Origin of the sequence: Halarsenatibacter silvermanii, from assembly GCF_900103135.1 — a bacterium.
In the GTDB taxonomy this organism is placed as follows: Bacteria; Bacillota; Halanaerobiia; order Halanaerobiales; family Halarsenatibacteraceae; genus Halarsenatibacter; species Halarsenatibacter silvermanii.
The window spans coordinates 123,498-149,673 of sequence record NZ_FNGO01000004.1 but is presented as its reverse complement, the minus strand read 5'-3'; the positions used below and the strand labels follow the sequence as shown (position 1 = coordinate 149,673).

Here is a 26,176-nt window from a genome sequence, read left to right as displayed (position 1 = left end):
GATAACATAATGAAAGTTTCCTATAACTGGCTTGATTCGTATATCGATCTGCCCTATACTCCCGAGGAGCTCGAGCATGAGCTGACCATGGCCGGGCTGGAAGTAGAATCTCGGGAGTTTCTGGGAAGTGGACTGGAATATATCGCTGTAGGCCGGGTGATTGAAACCGAGAAACATCCTGAAAAAGAAAATCTTCAGGTCTGTCAGGTCGATTTTGATGGCGAGCAGAGACAGATAATATGCGGTGCTGACAATGTGAGAGCTAATATTAAAGTCCCGGTGGCTCTGCCCGGTACGGAACTTCCGGACGGGAGCAGGGTAGAAGAAATAGAGATGGAAAATATCAGATCGCAGGGCATGATTTGTTCTGCCCACGAACTCGGTCTGGAAGATGAAAAACAGGATGCCATCATGGAGCTGCCCGAGGATTTTGAGGCAGGTTCGAAATTTATTTCCGAAAGCGGCAGAGATGACCACGTTTATAAGCTCGATCTCACCCCCAATTATGCTCGCTGTCTGGGGATGCTGGGCATAGCCAGAGAATTAAGGGCTTTAGCTGAGAAAGATTTAGAAATCAAATGGCCCCGGACCGGCGTAAAACCCCGGGGAGAATCGCCGGTCAGTGTGAGTATAGAGGAAGAAAAACTCTGTCCCCGCTATACAGCCCGCTATCTTGAGGGGGTTGAGATAAAACCTTCTCCCCGCTGGCTGCAGCAAAGACTCGAAGCTGTGGGTATAAGACCGATCAATAATGTCGTGGATATTACTAATTTTGTCATGCTGGAGTACAATCAGCCGCTGCACGCCTTTGACTTTGACAGGATTTCAGGGGATGAAATTATTGTTCGTAGAGCCGAGCCGGGCGAAAAACTTATCACGCTCGATGATGAAAACAGACGGTTGACTGAGGAGGATCTGGTTATAGCCGATCGAGAAAAGGCCATCGGTCTGGCCGGAGTCATGGGCGGCGCTGAGACCGAAGTAACCGGGTATACTGAAAATGTTCTTTTGGAGGCGGCCTGTTTTGATCCTGTCTCCATCCGTAGAACAGCTCAGCGTCTGGCCTTATCCACCGATTCCTCCCACCGTTTCGAGAGAGAAATAGATATTACAGCTATCGAAGAAGCCTCGAATAGAGCCTGTTATCTGCTGGAAAAATATGCTTCTGCCGAGGTCAGGGGAGATTTGGTTGACGTGTATCCCCGACCTTATCGGAGTGAATCTATGGAGTTAAAACCTCAGAGAGTTAACGCTCATCTGGGAATTGATATAACCGGAGACGAGATGATGGATATGCTAAAAGGTCTCGGTTTTTCCTGCCAAACAGGTGAAAAAGAAGATCTGCTGCAGGTTGAAATACCGGGTTTCAGAACTGATGTGGAGTGTGAAGCGGGTCTGATCGAGGAGATAGCCCGGGTTTATGGTTACAACAATATCGATTACACCAGTCCTCCTGCCAGGGAAGCAGGGGGCAGAACTGACAGGCAGAAGGCGGAGAAAAAGGTTTCCGACTTTTTAAAAGGTCAGGGGCTGGAAGAAGCTTTATGTTTTAGCCTTCGCCCCCGTGAAGACGATTTTCTTCCCTATCTGGAGGAAACTCAGAAAGAAATAGTAAAACTGAAAAATCCGCTCAGCGAATCGTTTGCCACGCTCAGAACCAGTCTGCTGCCCGGCCTGATCGAATCGCTTTCCCACAATGCACGCTCTCAGGTAGAGGTAATGGGCATATTTGAAATGGGCAACGTTTTCTTTGAAGGAGGAAATGCGGATAAAAGACCGGAGGAAAATAAAAACCTGGGACTGGCCAGCATGGGGGCAGATGATTTTAGAGATGTCTGGGAGCTCGATGCAGCTGATTTCTTTTACCTAAAGGGTATTGCAGAAAATTTGCTTGATGATCTGGAAGTTAATGAGTTTAACTGGCAGCGTTTTGACCACCCCGCTTTTCATCCCGGCCGCTGCGCCGAATTGATCATAGACGACGAAAAAGCCGGTTATCTGGGAGAACTCCATCCTGATTTGATCGACTTTTATGATCTTCCAGAACGCACCTCAGCTGGTGAGTTTGATTTTGGTCTGTTGTTTGCAAGATCAGGTTATCGAGAGATAGAATATGAGCCGCTGCCGCGCCATCCCTCGATAGACAGAGATCTTGCTTTCATAGTCGATGAGGAAGTGAGCGCTCGGGAGCTGAGATCAGCAGTGATTGAAGAAGCTTCCAGCAATTTGAGCCGGGTTAGGGTATTTGACTATTATCGGGGCGATCAGATTCCGGACGGCAAAAAAAGTATAGCTTTAAAACTTAAGTTTCAGAATCGCGAAAGAACGCTCACAGAAGAGGAGATAGGTCAGGATATGGATAATATCATAGAGAGGACCAAAAAAGAACTGGGAGCAAGCATCAGGGGAATGTAAATTTTAAAGCGGCTATCCGATGCTGTGAAAATAATATGCCAGTCTGGAGGATTAGATAGTGAACAACAACGAATCCTATAACAGGAAAAAATATGAGGTGGAAATTCTGGGAGAGACCATGCCTGTGACCGGGGAGCTTTCCCTGGATTATCTTAATAAACTGGTAGAGGAGGTTAATGGAGTGGGTGAAGAAATTTCTGCCGCCTATCCCACTCTCCCCCGGCGCAGACTTTATGGTCTGACCATGCTTAATCTGGCAGATAAGTATTTTAAATCTGAGCAAAACCGGAAAAAAGCTGAAGAAAAACTGACTGAGCTCGAGGAGGAAAACAAAGAGCTGGAACAGGAGATGAAGCGGTTGAGGGAAGAGAATGAAGAACTGCTAAATCTCCTCCAGGAGGTAGAGTAATAATTGAATGGACTTTCGCTTCTGGATATTTTTATATCCTTAATAATTCTTTATTTTTTGGTCAGCGGTTACCGCAATGGATTTATCAGTCAAACTGCCACCATTGTAGGAATAATAGTATCTGTCTACGTGGCCTTTAAATTTTACCTGCCTCTGGCGGATTTTGCCGCTAATTATTTTGATTTTTCCCCGGCCGTCATCCAGTTTATAAGTTTTTCGCTCATCTTCATCATTATAAATGTGGCTGTTCATATGCTGGGGGAATCCCTGCAGGCTGCCCTGGAGAAATTTTACCTTGAGCCGGTGGACAGAGCTGGAGGTTTTATTCTGGGAGCGGTTAAAGGGGTTCTGCTGGCCTATATACTGGTTCTCGTACTCAATGAAATTCCGATCACGGAGGTCGAAACATTCGTGGAAAACTCGCATCTTGCCGAAAGATTCACAGAGCTGACCCCGATTTTTCAGGACATTATCGGTGATATACTGGATTGAGGGGTGATTTTGTATTAATGGAAATTAGTGCCAGAGATATATCTCAGATATTAAGCGAACTGGCCGATCTCATGGAGATAAAAGGTGATAATCAATACCGAATCAGTGCTTATGAGAGAGCTGCTCGCAGTTTGAGAAGTCTGGAAGAGGACTTTGAAGAACTGTATCGCAGCGACAGGCTGACTGAAATTAGCGGTGTGGGAGAGGGAATCGCTGCTACCATAAAAGAAATTGTTGAAGAGGGTTCTCTGCAGGATCTGGAGGAGCTCAAACGCGAGCTTCCCGACGGAATCATAGATCTGCTGCAGATACCGGGTCTGGGACCCAAAAGAGCTCATAAACTTTTTTATGAGCTTCAGATTGGCAATGTGCGGGATCTTAAAAATGCCCTCGAAGATGGAGCCATCAGAGATCTTTCTGGTTTTGGAGAAAAGCTTGAGAAAAAAATTGCCGAAGGGCTTAGGCGCTACCGGGAATATCAAAAATATATTTCCATCGATGAGGCTGAAGACTTTTACTCCGGGATAAAACAATTTCTCGATTCCACATCTGTGGAAATTGAGGAGGTGTTTCCGGCCGGAAGCCTGCGAAGAAAGAAAGAGCTTTTAAAGGATGTCGATATGGTTGTCTCAGTTGACTCTGCTGATCAGAAGGAATTGCATCTGGAGTTAGAAACCTGGCGGCGGATAGATGAAGTTGAGCGGAGCAGAACTTCCGAAAGATTCAATAATGCTCAGATTCTCGAATGCAGATTGAATGATGGGCTTCAGCTCGATATATTTTTGGTCTCCCCTGCGGATTTGCCCTGGGCTCTTCTTATGTTCACTGGTTCTGATCTACATCTGGAAAATTTGAGGCAGAAAGCTAAAACTCAGGGTTTTGATTCTGATACTGACGGTATTTTTTGCTGTTCCGATGAGATCGATATAAAAGAAGAACAGGATATTTATAGAGCACTGGATTTGCCGTATATAATTCCGGAACTGAGAGAGGGGCAGGGGGAGACCGAAGCTGCTGTCTGTGGGGAATTGCCCGAAAGTCCGGGTCTAAAGGATATAAAAGGAGACCTACACGTTCATACAAATTTCAGCGATGGAAGTCAGAACCTGGAAGAAATGGTTCAGGGAGCAATTGCCAGGGGTTATGATTACCTGGCTATAACAGATCATTCGGTTTCCTTGAGGATAGCTGATGGTCTAACTCCGGAGGAGCTGGCCCGGCAGGCTGAAATCATTGAGGAGATGAATGAAAAATATGAAGAGATCGAGGTTTTTAAAGGAACCGAGGCTGATATACTTCCTTCTGGAGAGCTGGATTATTCGAGGGAAGTTCTGGCCGAACTCGACCTGGTCATAGCTTCTGTGCACAGCGGTTTTAACCAGACCGAACTCGAAATGACTGAAAGAATAATAAAAGCTGTAGAAAACCCCCTGGTCGATATAATAGGCCATCCTCAGGGCAGGCTGCTGAAAAGCCGTGAAGCTTATAGCGTTGACATGGAAGCTGTTATTGAATCAGCAGCCAGCAATCGGACCTGCCTGGAAATCAACTCCTTTCCTTCTCGATTGGATCTGGATGATAATTATGCCCGTCTGGCGGGAGAAAAAGGGGTTAAAATGGCCATCAATACCGATGCTCATCGTACCGGAGAATATGAAAATATGATTTATGGTATAAACGTGGGACGAAGAGGCTGGCTGGATAAAAATGATATAATAAACACGTACAGTCTGACAGAATTTAAAGATTTTGTCTCTCAAAGGAGGATATAAGTTTTGGCCCTGCAAAAGGCTCACGAGCAGAGCCTGGAAATGCTCGAGTTTTCCAAAATAAAAGATATAGTCAAAGATTATGCCGGGACTGAACCGGGACAGAAAAGGATTGATTCTTTAAGACCTTTAAAATACAGAGATGAAATAGAACGCAGACTTCTGGAAGCTGAACAGGCATCTCATATACTTGATGAGAAAGGAAGACCGCCTCTTCTGGCTCCGGAAAATCTCGAAGATCTGGTTATGAAAGCTAATAAGGAACTGGTTTTAAACCCCGAAGAGATCAGCAGTATCGACGGTGTTCTTCGTTCTTCTGTCAACACGGCTGACTTCTTTTCTGATATCTGCACCGAACAGCAGGAAAGTCAAAGCGCTGAAAGCAGACTCCTGGAAGGACCTTTACAGAATTACAGCGAACAGCTGGAATCTCTTCCCGGGTTGAGAAAAGAAATTGATAAGGTGATCGATGATAAAAATGAGATAAAAAATACGGCCAGTTCCAGATTAAGAGAGATTAGAAAATCGATGGATAGGACCGAAAGGGAGATCAAAAATCAATTAAACAGAACGATCAAGAAAGAACGAGACCTGCTGCAGGATGATGTTATAACCCGTCGTGAAAATAGATATGTGGTGCCGGTCAAACAGGAACATCGCAACACTTTCTCTGGAATAATCCATGGGCGTTCTTCCAGCGGTATGACCGTATTTATGGAGCCGATGGCCGTTGTGGAATTGAACAACAAACTCCGCGAGCTCCGACAGCAGGAAGAGGAAGAAATTCATAGAATATTGCAGGAATTAAGTTTTAAAATAGGCCAGGAAGCCGCGGTGATAAGGCAGAATTACAGACTATTGATAAAGCTGGACGACTGTTTTGCCCGTGGGGGCTTTATGGAAGACTGGGATGGGACTGTTCCCCGGATCAATGAAAAGGGGATAATTGATATAAAACAGGGGAGACATCCTCTGCTGGGCGATGAGGCCGTGCCCATAGATATTGAGGTGGGAGATGGTTTTAACACTCTGGTAATCACCGGGCCCAATACCGGGGGAAAGACGGTATCATTGAAAACTCTGGGTTTATTTGTGGTTTTAACCTCTGCCGGGGTCCCTCTTCCTGCAGAGGACGGCAGCAAAATATCTATTTTTAACAATGTTTTCGCTGATATAGGGGACGAACAAAGTATCGAACAGAATTTGAGCACCTTTTCCTCTCATATGAATAATATAAGAACATTCTTAAAGCAGGCCGGCAGCGAATCTCTGGTCCTGCTCGATGAAATAGGAGTGGGAACTGACCCCAGAGAAGGTGCTGCTCTGGCTATCTCAATTTTGGAGGAGTTCAAATCGCGCGCTGCTGTCAGCGTGGCCACAACCCATTACAGTCAGCTGAAAAGTTATGCTTTTACCACCGAAAATGTTGAGAATGCTTCGGTCGAGTTCGATGTCGAAACTTTAAGCCCCACCTATCGCCTCATAATGGGGATACCGGGGGGGAGCAATGCATTTGAGATTGCCTTAAGGCTGGGGTTGCCCGAAAGATTGATAAAAGAAGCCAGATCACTGCTGGAAAAAGACGAACTTGCGGTTGAAGAGATAATCCGTGAATTGAATGAGGAGAGGCAGAGGTTTGAAGAATTAAATTCCGAACTCGAAAAAAAGCAGGCCAGACTGGATAGGAGAGAAGAAGAGCTTGCTGCCAGGGAAAAAGAGCTGGAAGAAAAAAAGCAGGAAATTATTGAAGAGACCAGAGGGAAAGCGAAAAGAGATTTGAAGAGGTTGAGAACCCGCAGCAAAGAGATCATCTCAGAGCTTAAAAACAGTGATTTTACAGATAAAAGGCAGGTCGATAAATTCGAGACTCAGCTCAATCTTGAACTCAAAGAACTAAAAAATTACTTTTCTCAAGATGAAAAGAGCACCGAAAAAGAGCCGGAAGCTGACTTTTCCAGCGGCGATAAAGTGAAGATAAAAAGTGTGGGCAAAGAAGGCGAGATAATTTCGATAGATGAAGATGACCAGAAGGCTGAAGTCCAGGCCGGCGTGATGCAGATCACCGCTGATTTAGCCGACCTTACTCCTGTCCGGGAAAAAAGTACCGCTGAAAGCAATGTTAAAAAATATCAGGTGAAAAAGAGCGATTCGATATCCCCTTCGCTTGATCTGAGGGGGGATAGATATCAGGAAGCTCAGCGCAAACTGAGAAAATATCTGGACGATGCCTTTTTAGCCGGTCTTAATGAGGTGGAGGTAATTCACGGCAAGGGAAGTGGAGCTTTAAGAGAAGCCGTCAGAGAAGCAGCTGATTCACATAAACATGTAAAAAAATACAGGGGAGGTAAAGAGGGAGAAGGGGGAATGGGAGTAACCATAATCAAGCTGCAGTGAAAAAATCTGCAGGAGTATTTTTATTCTTCTTCAGACTCATCATCGGGTTTCTCCTCCTGTTCTGACTCCCCATTCTCCTCATCAGACTGCAGCATTTCCAGAATTCGATCTATTCTTTCATCTCTTTCTTCTTCATCGTCTTCAGAAGCCTCTTCCTCTGCCAGCTCTTCCTGTGTTACTGTCTCATCTTCAAGGTCTTCTTCTTCAACATCGTCTTCATTGTTTAAATTTTCCAGCAGTTCCTCTATAGTCCAGTCTCTCTCATCATCCGCTGTTTCCTCTTCTGTTTCTGCCGCAGCTACTCCTTCGCCGTTGGGCTCCATACCGATATCCGCCGGGACTTCCTGATCTTCTTCGGGCTGGATACCTTCCTGCTGACCTGCCGTTCTTAGCTCGGGTTCATCGAGAACAAAACCACCATGGTCAGTACAGGCGGTTTTAGGAACTGAAGCAAAAACGGGTGAATCCTCTACGAAATCTTCAGGCATCCCGGTCTCACTATCTATGTCAATTACGGGCATTTTATCCTGTGCTTGATAGGTTCCCCTGATCGGTTCATAACCTTCGGGAGCGTTATTCTGGCCGAAGTTTTTTGTCCTTGGTCCCAGCAGGGTGCCGTCGGAAAGCAGGTAATGAGCTGTTTCGATTCTCTCCTCAGGACAGCGGGTTGTGGCCAGCAATCCTGAATCGCTGTCCAGTCTAATTTCCTCTGTTTGACCGGAAAAACTGCTTTCCTCCTGGGGCAGATTATCTTCTATGAAAATCTCCTCAACCGTAACAGGAGGATTTTCTGACGGCAGCTTGCCGGTAGCGGGGTCTATCTCTGTGCTAACGATCTCTTCCGGCCGGGAGAAGGAATTTTCACTGAATTCCATATCCGTTTCTTCTATTATTTTGCTTTTATATCTTTCCCAGACCATGGTAGCGTGAGCGCTTCCCAATCGTCCGATTTGAGGATAGGTCATTCTCCTGGGGCTATCTTCGCCGATCCAGATGCCGGTAGCCAGATCAGGAGTCATGCCCACAAACCAGGCGTCGGTGAAGTCATTGGTAGTTCCTGTTTTGCCTGCGACTTCTCCTTCTATATCAGCCCTCCAGCCTGTCCCCTCTTCTACAACTGATTTCAGCATATCAAGAGCCAGATAATTTTCTGCTTCGGATAATACTGCTCTTCTGCTGGGATTTGCTTCATAAATCAAATTGCCTTCACGATCACGGACTTCTTCGATTACATAAGGTTCAACCCAGATGCCTTCATTGGCGAAAACAGAATAGGCTGAGGTCATCTGCAGAGGGGTGATGCCTCGAGTGAGACCGCCTAAAGCCAGGGAGTAATGATCATCATAATAATCCTGTTCTGCAAAGGTGGTAATTCCCATCCTTTCAGAAAAGTCCGTAACATCACGAACCCCTATTTCATCGATGAGATTTACTGCGGCCACATTTAGAGATTGAGCGAGAGCATGGCGCAAAGAAACAATACCGTGATATTCGTGTTCAAAGTTTACCGGCCATATTTGGTAGGTGCTGTCGGGCTTTGGGCTGGGGCGGGGAATATCATAAACCGTATCACCCGGCGAATAACCCTCCTCCAAAGCGGCACCATAAACAAATGGTTTAAAAGCGGAACCGGGCTGACGGGTGGCCTGAGTGCTGCGATTGAAACTGTCATCTCCTCGACCGCCAATCATCGCTTTAATCTGACCGGTATCCGGATCGATCGTGGTCAAAGAATACTGAGGCTGTTTTTGAGACGCCAGAGTTTCTCTTTCGACCGTAGGGAGTAAATTGTCCTCTAGTGCTGTCTCCAGGGATGATTCAGCCTGTGTCTGAAGTTCTGAATCCAGAGTTGTTTTTACCCGAAGGCCTCCACCATAAACCATTTCAGCTCCAAACATGTTGAGCAATCTTCTCCTGACATGTTTGACAAAATGGCCGGCGAATTCATCTATTTCCTCTTCCTGCTCGTTTTCAACCACAGAAAGATCTTCCTGCCTGGCTGATCTGGCTTCATTTTCTGAGATGAAATCGAGTTCAGCCATGCGGTTTAAGACGACGTTTCTGCGGTGGGTGGCAGCTTTCTTATTGTTCAGGGGAGAATAATAGTTGGGAGCCCGGGGTAGGCCGGCCAGCATCGCGGACTCCTGAAGGTTGAGTTCGCTTACGTCCCGGCCGAAGTACATATTGGATGCTGCCTGAACACCATAGGAGTTATGTCCCAGAAAAATTTCATTGAGATACATTTCCAGAATCTCCGATTTGGTGTAAAGCCTTTCAAACTGCAGGGCCAGATACATTTCCTGCAGTTTGCGATATATAGTTCGATCATGGGTGAGAAGAGCGCTCCTGGCCAGCTGCTGGGTAATCGTGCTGCCCCCTTCAGCTATTCTTCCCTCTCTGATATTGCTCAGTAAAGCTCTGGCTATACCCATAATATCTATTCCGCGGTGATCATAAAAATTCTGGTCCTCTATAGCAATTATCGCCTGTTTGAGTTCCCGGGGAATTTCTTCCAGTTCCACATAAACTCGATTTTCCACGAAAAAGCTGTTTAATAATTCGCCGTCTTCACTGAATATTTTTGAAGCCTGAGTACCTCCACCGTATTCTGATATGCTGGGCGTGTCCTGCATGATCCAGGTTGCACCCCCAAGCACCATTCCAAATACAAGGGATATGATAATAACACCTGCAAAAATCATTATTCTGTATTTTCCACTGCTATTTTCTGCGGCAGCCAATCCAGACACCTCCTGTTGATCACGTTTATCAGATCCATTATAACACAAAGAGAATATTACTGCTAATCAAATGAGGTTGTGACTAAATTTCTATTCTGTTATAATTAACTTATATGAATATGCCTTAAATCCTTTCTTTGAGATAATTTTTATCTTTATAGACCATAATATGTTTATATTATCCAGTTATACATAAGCATAAATTGCGATGATCAAATTCTGTGTGAAATATTTTTACAGGAGGTGAAAATCCGGATATTTCCGGATGATAAAATTGAGCAAAACTCAGAGAAAATATTCAGTTGAAGAGCAGATGAAGGTGTTGACTCAGGGAGTAGAGGAGCTTATAGACAGGGACGGTTTGCAGGAAAAATTAAAAAATGCCGAAAAAGAGGACAGGCCGCTCAGGGTCAAGCTGGGGCTGGACCCCTCGGCGCCTGATCTGCATGTGGGCCATACTGTTGTTTTAAATAAATTAAAACAATTTCAGGATTTTGGTCATGAAGTTCACCTGATAATAGGTGATTTTACCGGCATGATAGGAGATCCCAGCGGTAAATCTCAGACCAGAAGCCAGCTGACCGAAGAAGAAGTTCAAAAGAATGCTCAAACTTATGAAGAACAATTTTCACGAATTCTGGATCCTGAAAAGACCAGACTTCATTTTAACAGCAGCTGGCTGGGTGAGCTAGATGCTACAGATGTTATAAATATTTCTTCGCGCTATACAGTGGCCAGAATGCTGGAAAGGGAAGATTTTGCCCGGAGGATGGAGAGCAACCAGCCGATTTCAATCCATGAATTTCTCTATCCGCTTATGCAGGGGTATGATTCAGTAGCTCTGGAAGCGGACATTGAGCTGGGAGGGACCGATCAGAAGTTTAATCTGCTGGTCGGCAGGAAATTGCAAAAAGAATTCGGTCAAAAACCGCAGATACTGGTTATGATGCCGCTGCTGGAGGGGCTTGATGGAGAAGATAAAATGAGCAAAAGCCTTGATAATTATATAGGTATAGAAGAAAAACCCGCTGATATGTTCGGCAAAGCGATGTCTCTTCCGGATCATTTGATATATCGTTATTTTGAATTGCTGACAGATGTCGACCCGGACGAATTGAAAGAGCTGGAAGATAGGCTGGATAAAGGGGAGGAAAATCCCAGAGATATCAAAAGAGAACTGGCTCATAATTTGGTTGAACGCTTTTATGACGAAGTTAAAGCTGAAGAGGCAGCAGAAGAATTTGATAAAGTATTTCTGGAAGGTGGAATTCCCGAAGATTTACCGGAGATCAAAATAAGCTCTGAAGATCTGGATGAGAACGATGAGATATGGATTGTAGATTTGATCACCAGGGCGGGTTTTGCTGATAGCAACAGCGAAGCCATGAGGTTGATAGATCAGGGGGCTGTAAGCCTTGATGAACACAAAATTGAAACGGCCGATTATGATCTGGATGTAGAACATGGCACAATCTTAAAAGTAGGCAAAAAGAGATTTGCTAAAATATTAAGGGAGGATCGATAATGAAGGCAGATGATCTCAGACAGTCTTTTATAGAGTTCTTTGAAAGCAAGGGTCATTTGGCCCGCAAAAGTGCACCGCTCGTCCCCAAAAATGATCCATCCCTGCTCTGGATAAATGCAGGTATGACGCCGTTAAAGCCTTATTTTAGCGGGAGCGAGGACCCTCCCCGGGAGAGAATGGTGACTTCTCAGAAATGCATCAGAACCAACGATATTGAAAATGTGGGAAAAACAGCCCGTCACCAAACTTTCTTTGAAATGCTCGGAAACTTCTCCTTCGGCAATTATTTTAAGCAAAAAGCTATAGAATGGTCCTGGGAATACGTTACTGAAGTTCTCCAGTTTCCTGAAGAAGACCTGATCATAACTATTTTTCACGAAGACGACCAGTCATTCGATATCTGGCATGATGATATAGGCGTTCCTCCTGAAAAAATTATCAGGAGGGGAATGGATGAAAACTTCTGGCAGATAGGCACCGGTCCCTGCGGCCCCTGCTCGGAAATACATCTGGATAGGGGTAAAGAATACGGTCTAGAGCCTGTTGACGAACTCAGCGATGAGGTGCTGGAAAGAGAAGGGGATCGTTTTCTGGAACTGTGGAATCTGGTTTTCACTCAGTATGATTATACCGAGGCAGGTGAGTACGTCGAACTTCCTCAAAAAAATATAGATACCGGCATGGGACTTGAAAGGACCGCCTCCGTGCTGCAGGGGGTCGATTCCAATTTCGAAATTGATATCATGTTTCCAATAATCCGGGAAGTGGAAAAACAGACCGGCTGCAGTTATGATGAAAAAGAGGAGATCAAGACTGCACTCCGTGTGATCTCCGATCATATACGCGGCGTCACCATGGCAGTTTTTGACGGTGTAATTCCTTCCAATGAGGGCAGAGGTTATGTGCTGCGCAGACTTCTGAGAAGAGCCTCTCGATATGGCAGAGATCTTGGTTATTCTGAACCTTTTCTTTACACGCTGGTAGAGGAAGTAATTGACGTTATGTCGGGCGGTTATCCGGAGATCGGTCAGAGAAAGGATTTCATAGAAGAGGTTGTAAAATCAGAAGAAAGAAGCTTTCTGCGAACTCTGGAAGATGGTCTGGATATACTGGAAGATCAAATCGAAGAGATGGAATCTGAAAATCGACCCACCATGAGCGGAAAAAGAGCTTTTGAACTTTATGATACCTATGGCTTTCCTCTGGACATCACCCGTGATATACTGAGCGAAAAAGGTCTTGAGGTTGATGAAAAAGGTTTTGAGGAGGCCATGAAAGAACAGCGCCAGAGAGCCAGACAGGCCCGCACGGAAGGCGGTTTTGCCGGCGGCGAAGTAGAAATTTACGAAGAAATACTGGAAAATATGGAGAATAAGCCTGAATTTGTCGGCTATGAAAAACTGGAACAGAAGGCTGAAATTATAGCTTTGATCCAGGATGGCGAAGAGGTGGAAAATTTGTCGGCTGGAGAAGAGGGGGAAGTTATTCTTGATGTGACGCCCTTTTATGCTGAATCCGGTGGTCAGGTAGGAGATAAGGGATCGATATTCGATGATGATCTGGAAGTTGAAGTCAATGATGTCAGGGATTTTCTGGGGCTGCCGGTTCATCAGGTAAAAGTCAAAGAGGGGGAGCTTACAGCCGATATAGAAGTAAAGCTGGAAGTTGATTCGACTCTGAGACGGGCGACGGCCAGAAATCATACTGCCACGCACCTGCTGCATCAGGCACTCATGGAAGTTCTGGGCGATCACGTCACACAGTCCGGCTCGCTGGTTGCTCCCGATAGATTGAGATTTGACTTCACCCATTTTGGCAGCCTGGAGGAGGAAGAAATCGCAGAGATTGAAGATCGTGTCAATGCTGAAATATTGAGAAACAGAGAAGTTGAATCCCGCATTACCTCGGTTAAAGAAGCCAAAGAAGGAGGAGCGCAGGCGCTTTTTGAAGAAGAGTATGGTGAAGAGGTGAGGGTTATTGAGATCGATGATTTCAGTCTGGAACTCTGCGGGGGAACCCATGTTCAGGCCACGGGAGAAATTGGTCTTTTTAAAATTATTGACGAGAGCAGCATAGCAGCTGGAATTCGCAGAATTGAAGCGACTACCGGCACAAATTCACTCAATTATCTGCGCCGGCAGCAGAACAGAATTGATGAACTGGCCGGGGAGTTAAATTCTGATGAAAATTCATTGTTAGATGCCGTCAAATATCTAAAAGAAGAGCAAGAAGAGCTGGAACAGAAGGTCGAATCGCTTCAGGATAGGCTGGCCTCTCAAAAAGCCGAAGAACTGTTAAATAGAAAAGAAAAGGTTGACGGCGTGGATATAATCATGGAAAATCTTCAGAGGACTGACAGAGAAACTTTGAGAATTCTTAGCGATGAGTTGATAGAACATCTGGATAATGGTTTTATTCTTCTGGCCAGCACAGGGGAGGAAAGTGTTTTTTTGATAGCTCGTGCAGGTTCACAACTGGTTGAATCAGGATTTGATGCTGGAGATATGATCGGTGAAATCGCCGCTGAAGTCGGAGGCGGTGGAGGCGGAAGGCCGGATATGGCACAGGCCGGCGGCAGCAATCCTGAAAATATTGATAGAGCTTTTGCTGCCGCCCGCAGACTTGTCGAGGAGAATTTATAACCTGGCTTAAAAAAAAGTGCCTGCAAAAAATTGCGAGGGTGTTGATCATGAACAAGCAAAAGAACGATATAGGTGATGAAACTGTAAAGTTCGATTATGACCTGAGCGAAGAGATGAATGAGGCTGGTTATGTGCTGGAAAAAGTCTACGAAGCTCTGGAGGACAAAGGTTATAATCCCGTTAATCAAATAGTTGGTTATTTGATTTCCGGAGATCCCGCTTATATCACCAGCCATCAGAGCGCCCGGACTATGATCAGGACAATAGACAGAGATGAGCTTTTGGAGGAACTTATCAGCAGCTATCTTGGAGAGGATTGACTTAAAAAATATTCTAATTACCCGGCCGGAAGGCCGGGACTTATTTTTGGGAAAATTGTGTTTGCAAACGCCAGCGGTGAAGGTTATAATGAGTTATTAGAATAAATAAATTGAAAGGATGCTTAATCTGAGTGAGTATTTTGGGACTTGACTATGGTGATGCGAGAATAGGGGTGGCTGTAAGCGATGAGCTCCACCTCACTTCGCTGCCTTTGAGGACAATAGAAAACAGCTGCCTGGAAGAAGTGCTCGAAGAATTGACTGATATCGTGGAGAAACATGATATCGAGAAAATTGTTGTAGGACTTCCTCTGCATATGGATGGAGGTCGGGGCGAGCGGGCTGAAATAACTGAAAAATTTGTCGATGATCTGAGGGAAAATCTACATCTTCCGGTTATACTGATGGATGAGAGGTTGACCAGCGCTGAGATCGAAAAGGTCTTATTAAAAGCAGATTTATCCCGGGCGGCAAGGAAAAGAAAAAGGGATAAGCTGGCTGCCTCTTTAATTTTGAGAAAATATCTGGAAAGCATCGATTAATTAAGGAGGAAAAAGCTGTGGAAATTGATGAAGGCAGGTACTGGTATGATCCTGATAATAAAGAGCTGGTGATAGAATATGAAGAGGAACACAAAAGATTTTACTTTCAGGATAAATTCAATTTGCAAGGTGAAGCTTACTGTATTCTTTCGCCCGCCGAAGCTGAAGAAGGGGAAGTTGAGGAAGAAGAAACAGCCCTGATTATGAAAATAATTGATAAAGGAGACGAGGAAGTATTGACTATCATCGATGATGATGAAGAATTTGAAGAGGTCTGCAAGAATTATTACGCTGAGGAAGAAACTGAGTAAAACACCCGGGAGGCCAGGGAGATGAAAAAAGCCGGTATAATTTTTTTAATTTTACTTATGACGGCTTCTCTGTATTTATGGTTTGATCATCACCGCCGACCTGCAGAAGAATGGCAGGAAAAATCTGCTGAGGAGAGAAGGGTTGAAGTCTCTGCTGGGTCTTCTCTTGAGGAGATTGCCGATAAATTATTCGATGAAGGCGTTATAAGATCCCGTCATCTTTTCAAAATTTACGCCCGCCTGCATGAAATGGATCGAAATATGCAGGCCGGTTTATATAAATTTTCCCGAAACCAGAAAGTCGACGAGATTGTTGAAAAAATAGGTCAGGGCCGGGTCTACACAGAGCGGCTGGCTGTGCCGGAAGGCAGCACCGTGGAGGAAATAGCCAGCCGGGCAGCTTCCAATTTAAAATTGACTGAAGATGAATTTTTGCAGGAGGCCCGGAGATCAGCAGACGGCAGAAATTATCTGCCGGATTCTGATAGTCTCCAGTACAGAATCGAGGGCTTTCTTTATCCCACGACTTACCTGGTCCCCTATGATATCGATCCCGGCGATTTAATCGATACGATGCTGGACAGATTCGAGGAAAAGTGGCTGGATGAAATTGAGAGTTTTATCTATGAACGCGATGATTTTAAGGAGTCCTGGATGGATTTTCAGGAAAACTGGACAATTCGGGAAGTTGTGGTTCTGGCCTCTCTGATTGAGAAAGAAGCTGTTCTGCCGGAAGAAAAACCAGTAATAGCCGGTGTCATTCTCAACAGGTTAAAAGATAATATGCGCCTGCAGATAGATGCCACAGTGCAGTATGCCCTCACGGAGAGAAAAGAGCGCCTGCTGTACAGCGATTTAGAGGTGGATTCGCCCTATAATACCTATCTCTATCCCGGACTGCCGCCCGGTCCTATTGCCAGTCCCGGAGATGAAGCTATCAAGGCTGCCATCGAACCGGATAAAAATGACTATCTTTTCTTTTTTGCCAGGGGAGATGGAAGCCATGAATTTACCAAATCCTATCAGGAACATCTGCAAAGACAGAGAAAGCTTTTGGATTGATGTGACAGATTAAATAAATGCTCAGTTGACGGGAGGATTTTTTATGGTACTGCCAGAATTGCTGGCACCGGCTGGAAATCTCAAAAAACTAAAAGTTGCCCTGGATTATGGAGCCGATGCTGTTTATTGTGGAGGCAAAGAATTTGGCCTGAGGGCGGGGGCTGAAAATCTCAGTCGCGAAGAAATGCATGAAGCTATAGATTATACCCGTCAGAGGGGCAGCTCGATCTATGTTACTATGAACATCATTCCTCACAATATGGAATTAAAAAGTATGCTCGAGTATTTACAATTTCTTGAGGAAATTGGAGTAGATGCAGTGATAGTTTCCGATCCGGGAGTGCTTTATCTTATCGAGCGTGAGAATCTTCAGCTCCCCATTCACCTGAGCACCCAGGCCAATACCGTTAACTGGGCGAGTGTAAAGTTCTGGGAAAATCGGGGGATTGAAAGAGTCATACTGGCCCGCGAGCTTTCCCGGGGCGAGATCGAATATATAGATGAGATGACAGAAGCTGAACTGGAAATGTTTGTTCATGGATCTATGTGCATATCTTATTCCGGGAGATGTTTGCTCAGCAATTATATGACCGGCAGAGATGCAAATCGAGGAGCCTGCGCCCAGCCCTGCCGCTGGAAGTATAATCTGGTGGAGGAGAACAGGCCGGAGGAATCTTATCCTATAGAAGAAGATGAAGGCGGCACCTATATAATGAACTCCAAAGACCTCAATCTTTTGAACAGAATTCCCGAACTGGTCAATCTGGGAGTTGATGCTTTAAAAATTGAAGGACGCATGAAAAGCGTCCATTATGTGGCTGCGGTAACTTCGGTTTACAGAACCGCTCTGGATAAATTTGCTGATTCACCGGAAGAATTCGCAATCAAAGAAAAATGGCAGAAAGAATTGAACAAAATAAGCCATCGCCCCTATACCAGCGGCTTTTTTGAGGGCAGCCCGGGAACAGAAGCTCAAAATTATAAAAACTCCAGTTATATAAGAGATTATCGATACTTAGGCCTGATCAGGGGCTATCTTCCAGACACCAAAACTGCTATTGTCAAAGTTAAGAATAAAATATCTGTCGGTGATGAACTGGAAATCTTCGGGCCTGGATGCCAGGTCTTCAAACAGAACGTGGAGGAATTGTATGATAATCAGGGCAGCCGAATAGAGGTTGCTCCCCATCCGGAGAGCCTGGTAAAACTAAGGGTGGACCATGAAGTGGGAGAAAATTATATTATCAGGAGAGAAAAAGATGAATAAAGAGGAAGATTTCATCCCGCCGGATGATACCTATCGCATAATCGCCAGAGTTCCTCAGGAAGAGCTTGTTTTTGTGGATATGATATTCAAATCTTATGAAGGTATTGCCATGATGACCCTTGATGAAGGTGAGGAAGGCATCATAAAGCTTGATGTAACCCCTGGAACTCATAAAATTGCCAGAGAAATTTTGCAGGACCTGCAGTCCAGATTTCCAGTAGAAATAAAAAAAGATGAACTGGAGCTGGAATAATTAAATAAATTTCTTCCTGTTATCAGTTTTATAGATATCGTATAAGATCATTATTATGACAATAATGGCTGGAAGATATAAAGCAAAGTGATACTCGAAATTTTTTAGCACACCTATTTACCAGCTGAAGAGAAGAAAATCCTTAAATTGCAAAAAATTTATCGTCATACTGCGGCTAAAATATGCAGAATACTTGAGGCGGGACTAATTACATGTTAGAATTGTTAAAGCCAGATGACAGATTTGAACACATTTCCGATATAGACCTTGATTATTTCAGCGACCGGAATCTTTTTGGTATGGTAATTGATATTGACAACACAGTTATGCCGTACTCCTGTCAGGATATTCCAGGCAGAATTAAGACATGGATCAATAAAGCGGATGAAATGGGGTATAAAATTTCTTTCGTTTCGAATACGGCAACAGAACGCACAGAATATTTAGCCGAAGAATTTGGATTCCCTGTATACGGTATGTCTTTAAAACCTTTAAGAAAAAACCTATTAAGAGTACAGAATGAATTTGATATCCCCAAAAAAAATATGGTGATTATCGGGGATCAAATATTCACTGATATTCTGGGTGGTAATCTGGCCGGCTTTTATACGATTCTGGTCGAACCGCTGACCGAGCGCGATTTTATTGTCACTAAAGGTCTGCGCTGGCTGGAGAGTTTTATTCGATAATAACTGACTGCAGAGAGCACTGCAAAAGAATGAGGTGATAATGATGAACGGCAGTGAAATATGGAAAATAGGCATGATAGTTATGTTTTTGGCCCTGACAATGTTGATTAGCGCTGATGAAGAAGTTCTGGGAAGTTACAACCTTCGCCCTGGAGAAAGAGAACTCGCTCCCGGTGATGAAGGGGCGGACCTGGCTCTGCTCCAGCGAGAGCTGGCTGATAGGGGCTATTATGATGGTTCTATAGATGGGCTTTACGGGCTCAGAACTGAAGAGGCTGTTAAACGATTTCAGGATAATTATAATCTGGTTACGGATGGCAGACTGGACATAACCATTCAAAAAAGCCTGAGCAGTAACAAACTCGCCAGCAAATACAGTGTGTCCCGGAGCGAGCTTATGACCCTGGCCAGAATTATACACGGAGAAGCCCGGGGAGAAGACTTCAGAGGTATGGTAGCCGTCGGGGCGGTGATTGTAAATCGTGTGGAAGATCATAGGTTTCCCGATAATATTCAGGATGTCATCAGTGAGGATGGCCAATTCAGCTCTTTGATGGACGGACAGGCCGATCTTAACCCGAACCAGGAATCCATAGATGCGGCCCGAGCTGCTCTGACGGGATATGATCCCAGCAGACAGTCATATTTCTTTTACAATCCTGAGGTGGCCACCAATCTGGCCTGGATATCCCAAAGACCGATAGTTCAAAGAATAGGTGGTCACGTATTCGCTCGATAGTTGTATGTGATCTGGTAAAATATTAAACAGCACCCCGACCGGGGTGCTGTTTATAAAAATTTATCTTAAAATTAATTAACTTATATCGCGATTTGTGTAAGTTATAGCTTACTTTTTGCGCTAATCCTCCTGATTTTCCTGACTGAGATCTTCCAGGCAATCTTCACATATAATTCTTTCTTTTACTTCTACAGTGTTTTCCGTGCTGCCGCAAAACGTGCAGTCGGGCTCGTATTTTTTTAATATAATGCTGTCATCTTCTACATAAATTTCGATAGGATCCTTTTCTTTGATGTCCATGGTATTTCTTAACTCTATTGGAATCACCATTCTGCCCAGTTCATCAACTTTTCTGACTATTCCAGTTGCTTTCATCATTTACCTCCCTTTTTAATTTGCAATATTCGACAGCATATTTCAAAAATATTATATAACTTTTTGCCAGACAAGTCAATAAGACTGTTCAAATTATTACATTTTAGTTATTTTTTTAGAACACTTATACTATCTTAGGAGCTGATTTTTATGAACTTTCCCCAGGATGAAGAAGGGGCTGAACTGGATGAGTTTATCAAAAAATTGAGAGCAGAAAATTATAAACTGACCCCCCAGCGTCGGGATATACTCAAAACGCTTTTAAAATACAGTGATCGTCATTTCACGGCTGAAAAGCTTCACAAAAAAGTTCAGCAGATTAACTCCGATCTAGGACTTGCCACTGTTTATCGCAATCTGGAATTATTCTGTGAGCTGGGATTTATTCACCGACTGGATTTTGACAGCGATCATAAATATTATGAACTGCTGGAATCTCACAGTCATCATCATCACATGATCTGTTTAAATTGTGAAAAGATAATAGAATTTAATGATGAAGATCTGGAAGATTTTGAAACCAGACTGGAAGATGAATATGATTTCTTTTCAGTGAATCATTTTATAAAGTTTTATGGTTACTGCCAAAAATGTCATAATGGGGAGGCCCAAAATGAAAGCGACTGAAGATTGCCTTAAAGATCTTGCGGTTTTTTCCAGGCTGGATCGAGAAGAGATAAAAATGATCTGTGAAAACAGCCATGTCAAAAGTTATTCGCAGGGGGAGATAATTTTTTTTGAAAAGGACGATAGCAAAAATCTATACCTGCTCGTAAGAGGACGGGTGAAATTGACCATGCTTTCTCCTGAGGGGAAGGAAAAGGTTTTGACAATTCTCCAGGAAGGAGATCTATTCGGGGAAATTTCGCTTTTTGATCATAATCCCCATCCGGTTACCGCAGAAGTTCAGAAAAATGCCCGTCTTTTAACTCTACCCTATGACAGGCTCGAAAATATGATCATAGACAAGCCGCGTCTGGCTCTTAAAATTATAGAATCGCTTTCCAAAAAAACCAGACTTCTCACCAGCGAGGTTAGAGATCTGGTATTTCATGATGCTACGGAAAGAATGGCCAATCTTTTGCTGAGGTTTGGAGAAAATTTTGGTCGGAAAGATAATGGCAGAACAATAATAGATCTGGTCCTGACTCATCAGGAAATAGCAAATCTTCTGGGCGTCAGCCGGGTTACAGTTACCAAAACTATCAACAAATTGATCGATCAGGAGCTCATCACTATTGAAGATAAACACATCGTGATCAGAGACAGGCAAAGACTTGAGGAGATAACCAATGATGTCTAATAACCCAGAAAGCGGCTGCCAGCAGCAAAGATTATATCGTCCTGAATATTTGACCGGTCTTTTTGGCACAGATACAGAAGTCAGTCTATCCCCGGCTATGCATAATAAAGTTTATGAAAAGATTAATTTGCCGGCAGTTTATAAGGATTTTTCTCTGGAACCACCTCAGCTTTCCCGGGCTTTTGAGGCGATTAAGACTTTATCTTTTCGGGGAATAAATTTAACCTATCCCTTTAAGATCGATATTTTGCCCATGCTGGATCAGATCGATGAAAGTGCGGAAAAAATTGGAGCTGTAAATACAGTAAAAATTGAAGATGATTTTGCCGCTGGCTATAACACGGATTTTCTTGCCATAAAAAAGCTCTTAATTGAATGGTTTTCCCGGGAGAAAAAAGATTTGAGCGTACTGCTTGTGGGAGCCGGTGGAGCTGCCAGATCTGTGGCGATGGCTTTAAATACTTCTTTTTTTGAAAGTATCAATATAACTATAGCCAATAGGACATTAAGCAGAGCGGAAACTTTGGTGGAGGATATTATTGACAGCAAAAGGATAAACTCCGCTATAATCCCCCTGAAACGTGATGATGTACTGGATTTGCTTTCAGAAATTGAACTCGTCATTGATGCAACCCCCCTGGGCTGGCAGGATGAAATGTTTCCGGGAGCAAAAGGTATAACAGCAGATCACAAAATTTTTGATCTATCTTATTCCTCTCCTCCTTCAAAACTTCTGAAACTGGCCGAAAAAAAGGGGGCAGCAAGAGAAAATGGCACCCGAATGCTTGTATACCAGGCAGAAGCAGCTCATGAAATCTGGTTTGAGCCGACGGAATTTGATCTGGATATCATACCTGAAAAAAGATTTATAACCATGTGAGAGCCAAAGCCTGACCTTTAAAATTTAGGAGCTTCTTGTTATCAGTTGATATATATCGCATAAGATCACCATCATGACAATAATGGTTGGAAGATATAAAGCAAAGTGATACTCGAAATTTTTCGAAACTCAGGTTAAGTCCCTGGCCAAAAAATAGTGTCCCCGGCTCAGGATGTGCCGGACTGAGCGTGTGCTCAAGGAAGAGATTTCGCGAAGAGAGCGCAATTTTTTGGCCGAAAACTAAACTTATACCGAGGAAAAATTTCATTGTGAACGCAGCTTTATATCTTTCAGTACAACTAAATGAGGTTTTTTACACACCTATTCAATAACTGAAGACAAAAAGATCCAAAATTTATCTCCCGTGCTATCACTCCAGCTTAACCGCTGGAGCTTTTTTATTGCTTTAGAAGAAAAAAATGTAATTTTATTGCAGGAAATTATTTACTGCCGGCGAATAACTATAAAGAACCATATTTGGAATTTATTTCATCGGGAGGCAAATAAATATGAATAGTTTAAGCATTGCCGGCAGTCAGGTGACAGTCGAAAAGCTGCTGCAGAGCCTCATCAAAAGATGTATAGATTTTGATATCAGCGACATACATTTCGAACCTCTCGACGGCAGAGGTAGAATAAGATTTCGCCGGGATGGGCTGCTGGAGACTGTATCGACTCTCACGGATGATAAACTGCAGAATCTTATATCGAGATTAAAAGTTTTATCCGGGCTTGATATAACTGAGAGCAGAAAAGTTCAGGAGGGGGTGCTTCGCTGGCAGCCCTCCTGGGACAGACAAAGAGATTGCGAGTTCAGAGTTTCGATAATTCCGACTGTGCGAGGTGAGAAGGCTGTTTTAAGAAGGCTGATCGGTGAGGAGAAGTTGATGAGATTAACCGAGCTCGGCTTTAGAAAAGAAAATGAATTATTGCTGGAGAAAATGATTTCCTCAAATCAGGGTATAATATTTGTCTGTGGCCCTACTGGAAGCGGGAAAACAACAACTCTCTTTGCCTGTCTGGACAGGATTAGACGCGAGGAGATAAATATAATTACTCTTGAGGACCCGGTGGAAATATATCTGGAAGGGGTCAGTCAGATTCAGGTTAACTCTGAGGAAGGAGGAAGTTTTGCTGAAAAATTAAGAGCCGGACTCAGACAGGATCCGGATATCATCATGGTGGGCGAGATCAGGGATATTGAAACCGCTAGAATGGCAGTTAGAGCTGCTTTAACCGGACATCTGGTGTTAACGACAATACATACATTCGATGCTCTGGGAACGATTATCAGGCTTAGAGAAATGGGAATTCCTTCCTATCTGACTGCTGAAACTCTGCTGGGTATAGTCTCTCAAAGGTTGCTGCGCAAAACCTGCGAAAAATGTGAGGGAGAAGGTTGTGAGGTCTGCTTCGAGAGCGGCTTTAGGGGCAGGACAGCCATTCAAGAAGTTATTTACATTGATCGCATTTATCGGCAGGCCATCATGAACAGTCATGATAGAAAAAAACTGGAGAATATCAGAGAGAATAAAGAAACCTGTACACTTTTAGAAGATGGCTGCCAGAAAGCAGAAGCCGGCCTGGTCGAAATTGAAGAGGTTGAAAGGGTGTTGAGATGAAAAACCGCGAGTATGAAGAACTAATAAATTTAATCGAGCAGTGGTATATGTATCTCAAAGGTGGTTACACCCTTTCGCAGGCTTTAGATTTTTCTCTTCAGGATAAATTCGATAAAAATTTAAAGACTTCCCTGGAGTTTATGACAGATGATTTAAATAAGGGGATTTCCCCGGAAAAAGCGGTGACGAGATGCAGCGGTGATCTGCCCGAATTTTTCATAAAAATGTTTCAAATGGCATCGCGCAGAGGCCGTCTCACTCAAACGCTCAAGAATTTAAAAAATTATTACAAAAAAAGAGCTGATTACCGCCGGGAGCTGATCAAAAAAATTTACTATCCGATGTTCACCATGATGTTTTTTATGCTGATGATTTTTATTAGCTTGAATTTCTTTTTGCCCGCATTGATAGGTGTCTATCAGGACATGTCGCTGGAAATGCCTTATTTGACAAAATTATTTTTAAGCTTGAATGATTTTTTAACTCTGCCGGTAATAATACTTTTAATCTTTTTGATCTGGGCAGCAGGAATTTTGCTAAAAAGAAAATTCCTGGGCACAAAAACTTCTTATATACTTTTTGATAAAATGCCGGTGCTCTCCTCTTTTATCCGCTTCAGGCTTTTGGGAGCTTTCTTCGATTCTCTTTTATTATCCCTGGAATCGGGGACTGAGATAACGGAGTCGATCAGACAGTCAGCCGAGGTTACAGAAAACGACTTTTATATTAAAAAAGGCGAAGAAATAATTGCCGATCTTAATTCAGGCAGATCCCTGGCAGAATCTTTAAACAGGTGGCTGCCGATACCAGAAAATTTACAGGAAATTTTGCTGGGGGGTGAGAGAACAGGCAGCTTTTTGAAAGCGGTATCATTTTGTGCACAATACTGCCGTAGAAAAGAAAAAGGGTATATGGACAGATTCAGCGTTTCGCTTGAACCAGCTCTTATTTTGATACTGGCTGTTATGGTGGGACTGCTGGCAGTCGTTTTGCTGGCCCCGCTCTGGGAGTTATACGGTAGTTTTGCCGGAATTTAATTTTCGTTCTGTCCCGCCGTCAAAAATTAAAAATAAAAAGAGGGAGATGAAAGAGATGAAAAACGCTTTTTTTAAAGGTGCAGAAGGTAATTCGGGATTTACACTTCTGGAGATGCTGGTGGTAATAGCAGTCCTGGGCATTTTAATGTCGGTCAGTCTGCCCAACCTTACAGGAGTTATCGAAACAGCAGAAGTTACCGGCATCAAGATGGAGCTACAGCAGGCCCGGGCTGATATTGAGGCTGTATTGACGGACAGAAATTATTGGGAATTAAGAAAAGACAGTGATTTCTCTGAAGGTGCGGACTTTGAATTTTTGGATTCGATGGATGATATAGAGTTTGCCTGGGAGAGTGAAGATGATGAGAATTATATCCTGACACATCAAGAAGAAATCGGCGAGAAAAAGCTGAGATACAAAAGTTCAACTGATGAATTTGACCTGGATGATTAAAATTTTAAAAGAGTTGAATTATCAGTGTGGTGATAATGATGAAAATTTTTGAACTTCTGCTGCTTCTGACCCTGATTCTGCTGGTGAGCTCTTCTTTTCTGAGTCCGGATTTTTACCTGGTTGAAAATATGATTTTAAGAAATCGCATTCGCTCGGATCTGCTGCAGGTAGTACATTATGCTCGCAGCGAGGCTTATTTGAGCGGTACTGGCATTGAAGTTGTTCTCGAGAAGTCGACTGATGAAATTCAAAGAGAAGAAAGGCCAGCGGTAAAAGTCTACCCGAGAAAAATCGACAGCTCCCATTCTCATGCTGACAGGCAGGTTAGTATAAGCGGAGAGGTCAAATTTCCGGGATTTTCAGATGATGACTGGCTGGTTCCTTTTCAATTTGCGGCCTCCGGCAATTCTCGCAGCGGCACTCTTGAATGGGAGGTGGGTGAGAGCGTTGAAAAAATTGTGGTCAATAACAGAGGACGCATCAGGCTGGAATAAAGCAAGAGGCTTTACTCTCATGGAAGTTATAATAGCGATGACGCTTCTCGGAATTATTTCGGCCAGCTATCTCTCCATTTCCCTCGCTGTCGAGCAAAGACAGGAAAGAAGGGAAAGAAAAATGGATTTTTATCTGACAGCTCAGGAAATTTCTCAGGAAATCGTCCATAACCTTGCCGCTCCTGAAGGTGATAAGCTGCTGTCTCTTCTGAGACAGGAATTAAAACTGGCTCAACTTCTGGAAACGAATAATATTTCCGGAGACAACCATCCTGAATATATAAAAAATTGGACGATAACCAGCGCTGAAGATATCTCGTTTTTAATCGATATTTACGTCTTCACCATAACAGATTCCGATAATAACAGCCTGTATTTTACCTTTATAGAACGAGGAGGATTGTTAGGAGGACTTGGGGGGGTTAAAAAATAAATCCTATA

The 26,176-nt window shown here is 43.7% G+C and carries 25 protein-coding genes; 23 read left to right on the top strand and 2 right to left on the bottom strand.

Features of this window, described 5'->3' with window-relative positions; translation table 11 throughout:
• Positions 1 to 9 precede the first annotated feature (9 nt).
• The 5 genes from pheT to BLT15_RS03415 are packed head-to-tail and all read left to right on the top strand — an operon-like array spanning position 10 to position 7,479.
• Positions 10 to 2,415: a phenylalanine--tRNA ligase subunit beta gene (gene pheT / locus BLT15_RS03435; RefSeq protein WP_089758680.1), complete on the top strand. Its 2,406-nt coding sequence runs from the start codon at positions 10 to 12 to the stop codon at positions 2,413 to 2,415.
• A gap of 58 nt (positions 2,416 to 2,473) precedes the next feature.
• Positions 2,474 to 2,824, top strand: coding sequence for a cell division protein ZapA (locus tag BLT15_RS03430; RefSeq protein WP_089758678.1), 351 nt, complete (start codon positions 2,474 to 2,476; stop codon positions 2,822 to 2,824).
• Between the two features lie 3 nt (positions 2,825 to 2,827).
• Positions 2,828 to 3,316, top strand: a complete 489-nt coding sequence (locus tag BLT15_RS03425; protein WP_089758675.1) for a CvpA family protein — start codon at positions 2,828 to 2,830, stop codon at positions 3,314 to 3,316.
• A 17-nt stretch (positions 3,317 to 3,333) separates the two neighbouring features.
• Entirely contained in the window at positions 3,334 to 5,088 is a 1,755-nt protein-coding gene (gene polX / locus BLT15_RS03420; RefSeq protein ID WP_089758673.1) for a DNA polymerase/3'-5' exonuclease PolX, read from the top strand.
• 3 nt (positions 5,089 to 5,091) lie between these two features.
• A complete protein-coding gene (locus tag BLT15_RS03415; RefSeq protein WP_234985484.1) occupies positions 5,092 to 7,479 on the top strand; it encodes an endonuclease MutS2 in 2,388 nt (795 codons plus the stop codon).
• Between the two features lie 20 nt (positions 7,480 to 7,499).
• Here BLT15_RS03415 and BLT15_RS03410 read toward each other — a convergent pair whose 3' ends face one another.
• Positions 7,500 to 10,220 (bottom strand): transglycosylase domain-containing protein, encoded by a 2,721-nt coding sequence (locus tag BLT15_RS03410; protein ID WP_089758671.1) that lies wholly within the window; start codon positions 10,218 to 10,220, stop codon positions 7,500 to 7,502.
• Positions 10,221 to 10,485: 265 nt separating this feature from the next.
• On the opposite strand from BLT15_RS03410, the gene tyrS reads away from it, so the two are divergent.
• From tyrS to BLT15_RS03360, 10 genes are all read left to right on the top strand, one after another.
• A complete protein-coding gene (tyrS, locus tag BLT15_RS03405) occupies positions 10,486 to 11,745 on the top strand; it encodes a tyrosine--tRNA ligase (RefSeq protein WP_089758669.1) in 1,260 nt (419 codons plus the stop codon).
• Positions 11,745 to 14,387, top strand: a complete 2,643-nt coding sequence (alaS, locus tag BLT15_RS03400) for an alanine--tRNA ligase (protein WP_089758666.1) — start codon at positions 11,745 to 11,747, stop codon at positions 14,385 to 14,387. Before tyrS ends, alaS begins: the two co-directional genes overlap by 1 nt.
• 47 nt (positions 14,388 to 14,434) lie before the next feature.
• Complete coding sequence (locus tag BLT15_RS03395) at positions 14,435 to 14,707, top strand: IreB family regulatory phosphoprotein (RefSeq protein ID WP_089758664.1); 273 nt, start codon at positions 14,435 to 14,437, stop codon at positions 14,705 to 14,707.
• A gap of 131 nt (positions 14,708 to 14,838) precedes the next feature.
• Entirely contained in the window at positions 14,839 to 15,249 is a 411-nt protein-coding gene (ruvX, locus tag BLT15_RS03390) for a Holliday junction resolvase RuvX (protein ID WP_089758662.1), read from the top strand.
• A gap of 17 nt (positions 15,250 to 15,266) precedes the next feature.
• Positions 15,267 to 15,560, top strand: coding sequence for a DUF1292 domain-containing protein (locus BLT15_RS03385; RefSeq protein ID WP_159429795.1), 294 nt, complete (start codon positions 15,267 to 15,269; stop codon positions 15,558 to 15,560).
• 21 nt (positions 15,561 to 15,581) lie between these two features.
• Entirely contained in the window at positions 15,582 to 16,622 is a 1,041-nt protein-coding gene (mltG, locus tag BLT15_RS03380; protein ID WP_089758658.1) for an endolytic transglycosylase MltG, read from the top strand.
• Between the two features lie 43 nt (positions 16,623 to 16,665).
• Positions 16,666 to 17,889: a peptidase U32 family protein gene (locus BLT15_RS03375; protein ID WP_089758656.1), complete on the top strand. Its 1,224-nt coding sequence runs from the start codon at positions 16,666 to 16,668 to the stop codon at positions 17,887 to 17,889.
• A complete protein-coding gene (locus tag BLT15_RS03370) occupies positions 17,882 to 18,142 on the top strand; it encodes a DUF4911 domain-containing protein (RefSeq protein WP_159429794.1) in 261 nt (86 codons plus the stop codon). The genes BLT15_RS03375 and BLT15_RS03370 overlap by 8 nt, the downstream gene beginning before the upstream one ends.
• Positions 18,143 to 18,354: 212 nt before the next feature.
• Positions 18,355 to 18,831, top strand: a complete 477-nt coding sequence (locus BLT15_RS03365; protein WP_089758652.1) for a YqeG family HAD IIIA-type phosphatase — start codon at positions 18,355 to 18,357, stop codon at positions 18,829 to 18,831.
• A gap of 43 nt (positions 18,832 to 18,874) precedes the next feature.
• The gene (locus BLT15_RS03360) at positions 18,875 to 19,570 is read left to right on the top strand and encodes a cell wall hydrolase (RefSeq protein WP_159429793.1); all 696 of its coding nucleotides are present in this window, start codon (positions 18,875 to 18,877) and stop codon (positions 19,568 to 19,570) included.
• A 120-nt stretch (positions 19,571 to 19,690) separates the two neighbouring features.
• Here BLT15_RS03360 and BLT15_RS03355 read toward each other — a convergent pair whose 3' ends face one another.
• Positions 19,691 to 19,948 (bottom strand): AbrB/MazE/SpoVT family DNA-binding domain-containing protein, encoded by a 258-nt coding sequence (locus tag BLT15_RS03355; protein WP_345788680.1) that lies wholly within the window; start codon positions 19,946 to 19,948, stop codon positions 19,691 to 19,693.
• A gap of 147 nt (positions 19,949 to 20,095) precedes the next feature.
• Here BLT15_RS03355 and BLT15_RS03350 point away from each other — a divergent pair, with 147 nt between their 5' ends.
• From BLT15_RS03350 to BLT15_RS03320, 8 genes are all read left to right on the top strand, one after another.
• A complete protein-coding gene (locus BLT15_RS03350) occupies positions 20,096 to 20,572 on the top strand; it encodes a Fur family transcriptional regulator (protein ID WP_200769681.1) in 477 nt (158 codons plus the stop codon).
• Positions 20,559 to 21,248, top strand: coding sequence for a Crp/Fnr family transcriptional regulator (locus tag BLT15_RS03345; protein ID WP_089758646.1), 690 nt, complete (start codon positions 20,559 to 20,561; stop codon positions 21,246 to 21,248). The genes BLT15_RS03350 and BLT15_RS03345 overlap by 14 nt, the downstream gene beginning before the upstream one ends.
• On the top strand, positions 21,238 to 22,128 hold the full coding sequence (gene aroE / locus BLT15_RS03340; RefSeq protein ID WP_089758644.1) for a shikimate dehydrogenase: 891 nt from the start codon (positions 21,238 to 21,240) through the stop codon (positions 22,126 to 22,128). The genes BLT15_RS03345 and aroE overlap by 11 nt, the downstream gene beginning before the upstream one ends.
• A 509-nt stretch (positions 22,129 to 22,637) precedes the next feature.
• Positions 22,638 to 23,750, top strand: coding sequence for a GspE/PulE family protein (locus BLT15_RS03335; protein ID WP_089758642.1), 1,113 nt, complete (start codon positions 22,638 to 22,640; stop codon positions 23,748 to 23,750).
• The gene (locus tag BLT15_RS03330) at positions 23,747 to 24,787 is read left to right on the top strand and encodes a type II secretion system F family protein (RefSeq protein ID WP_089758640.1); all 1,041 of its coding nucleotides are present in this window, start codon (positions 23,747 to 23,749) and stop codon (positions 24,785 to 24,787) included. Before BLT15_RS03335 ends, BLT15_RS03330 begins: the two co-directional genes overlap by 4 nt.
• Positions 24,788 to 24,842: 55 nt before the next feature.
• A complete protein-coding gene (locus BLT15_RS03325) occupies positions 24,843 to 25,241 on the top strand; it encodes a type II secretion system protein (RefSeq protein WP_159429792.1) in 399 nt (132 codons plus the stop codon).
• A gap of 38 nt (positions 25,242 to 25,279) precedes the next feature.
• Positions 25,280 to 25,735: a hypothetical protein gene (locus BLT15_RS13185; protein WP_234985483.1), complete on the top strand. Its 456-nt coding sequence runs from the start codon at positions 25,280 to 25,282 to the stop codon at positions 25,733 to 25,735.
• The gene (locus tag BLT15_RS03320) at positions 25,689 to 26,168 is read left to right on the top strand and encodes a type II secretion system protein (RefSeq protein WP_159429790.1); all 480 of its coding nucleotides are present in this window, start codon (positions 25,689 to 25,691) and stop codon (positions 26,166 to 26,168) included. The genes BLT15_RS13185 and BLT15_RS03320 overlap by 47 nt, the downstream gene beginning before the upstream one ends.
• Positions 26,169 to 26,176 lie beyond the last annotated feature (8 nt).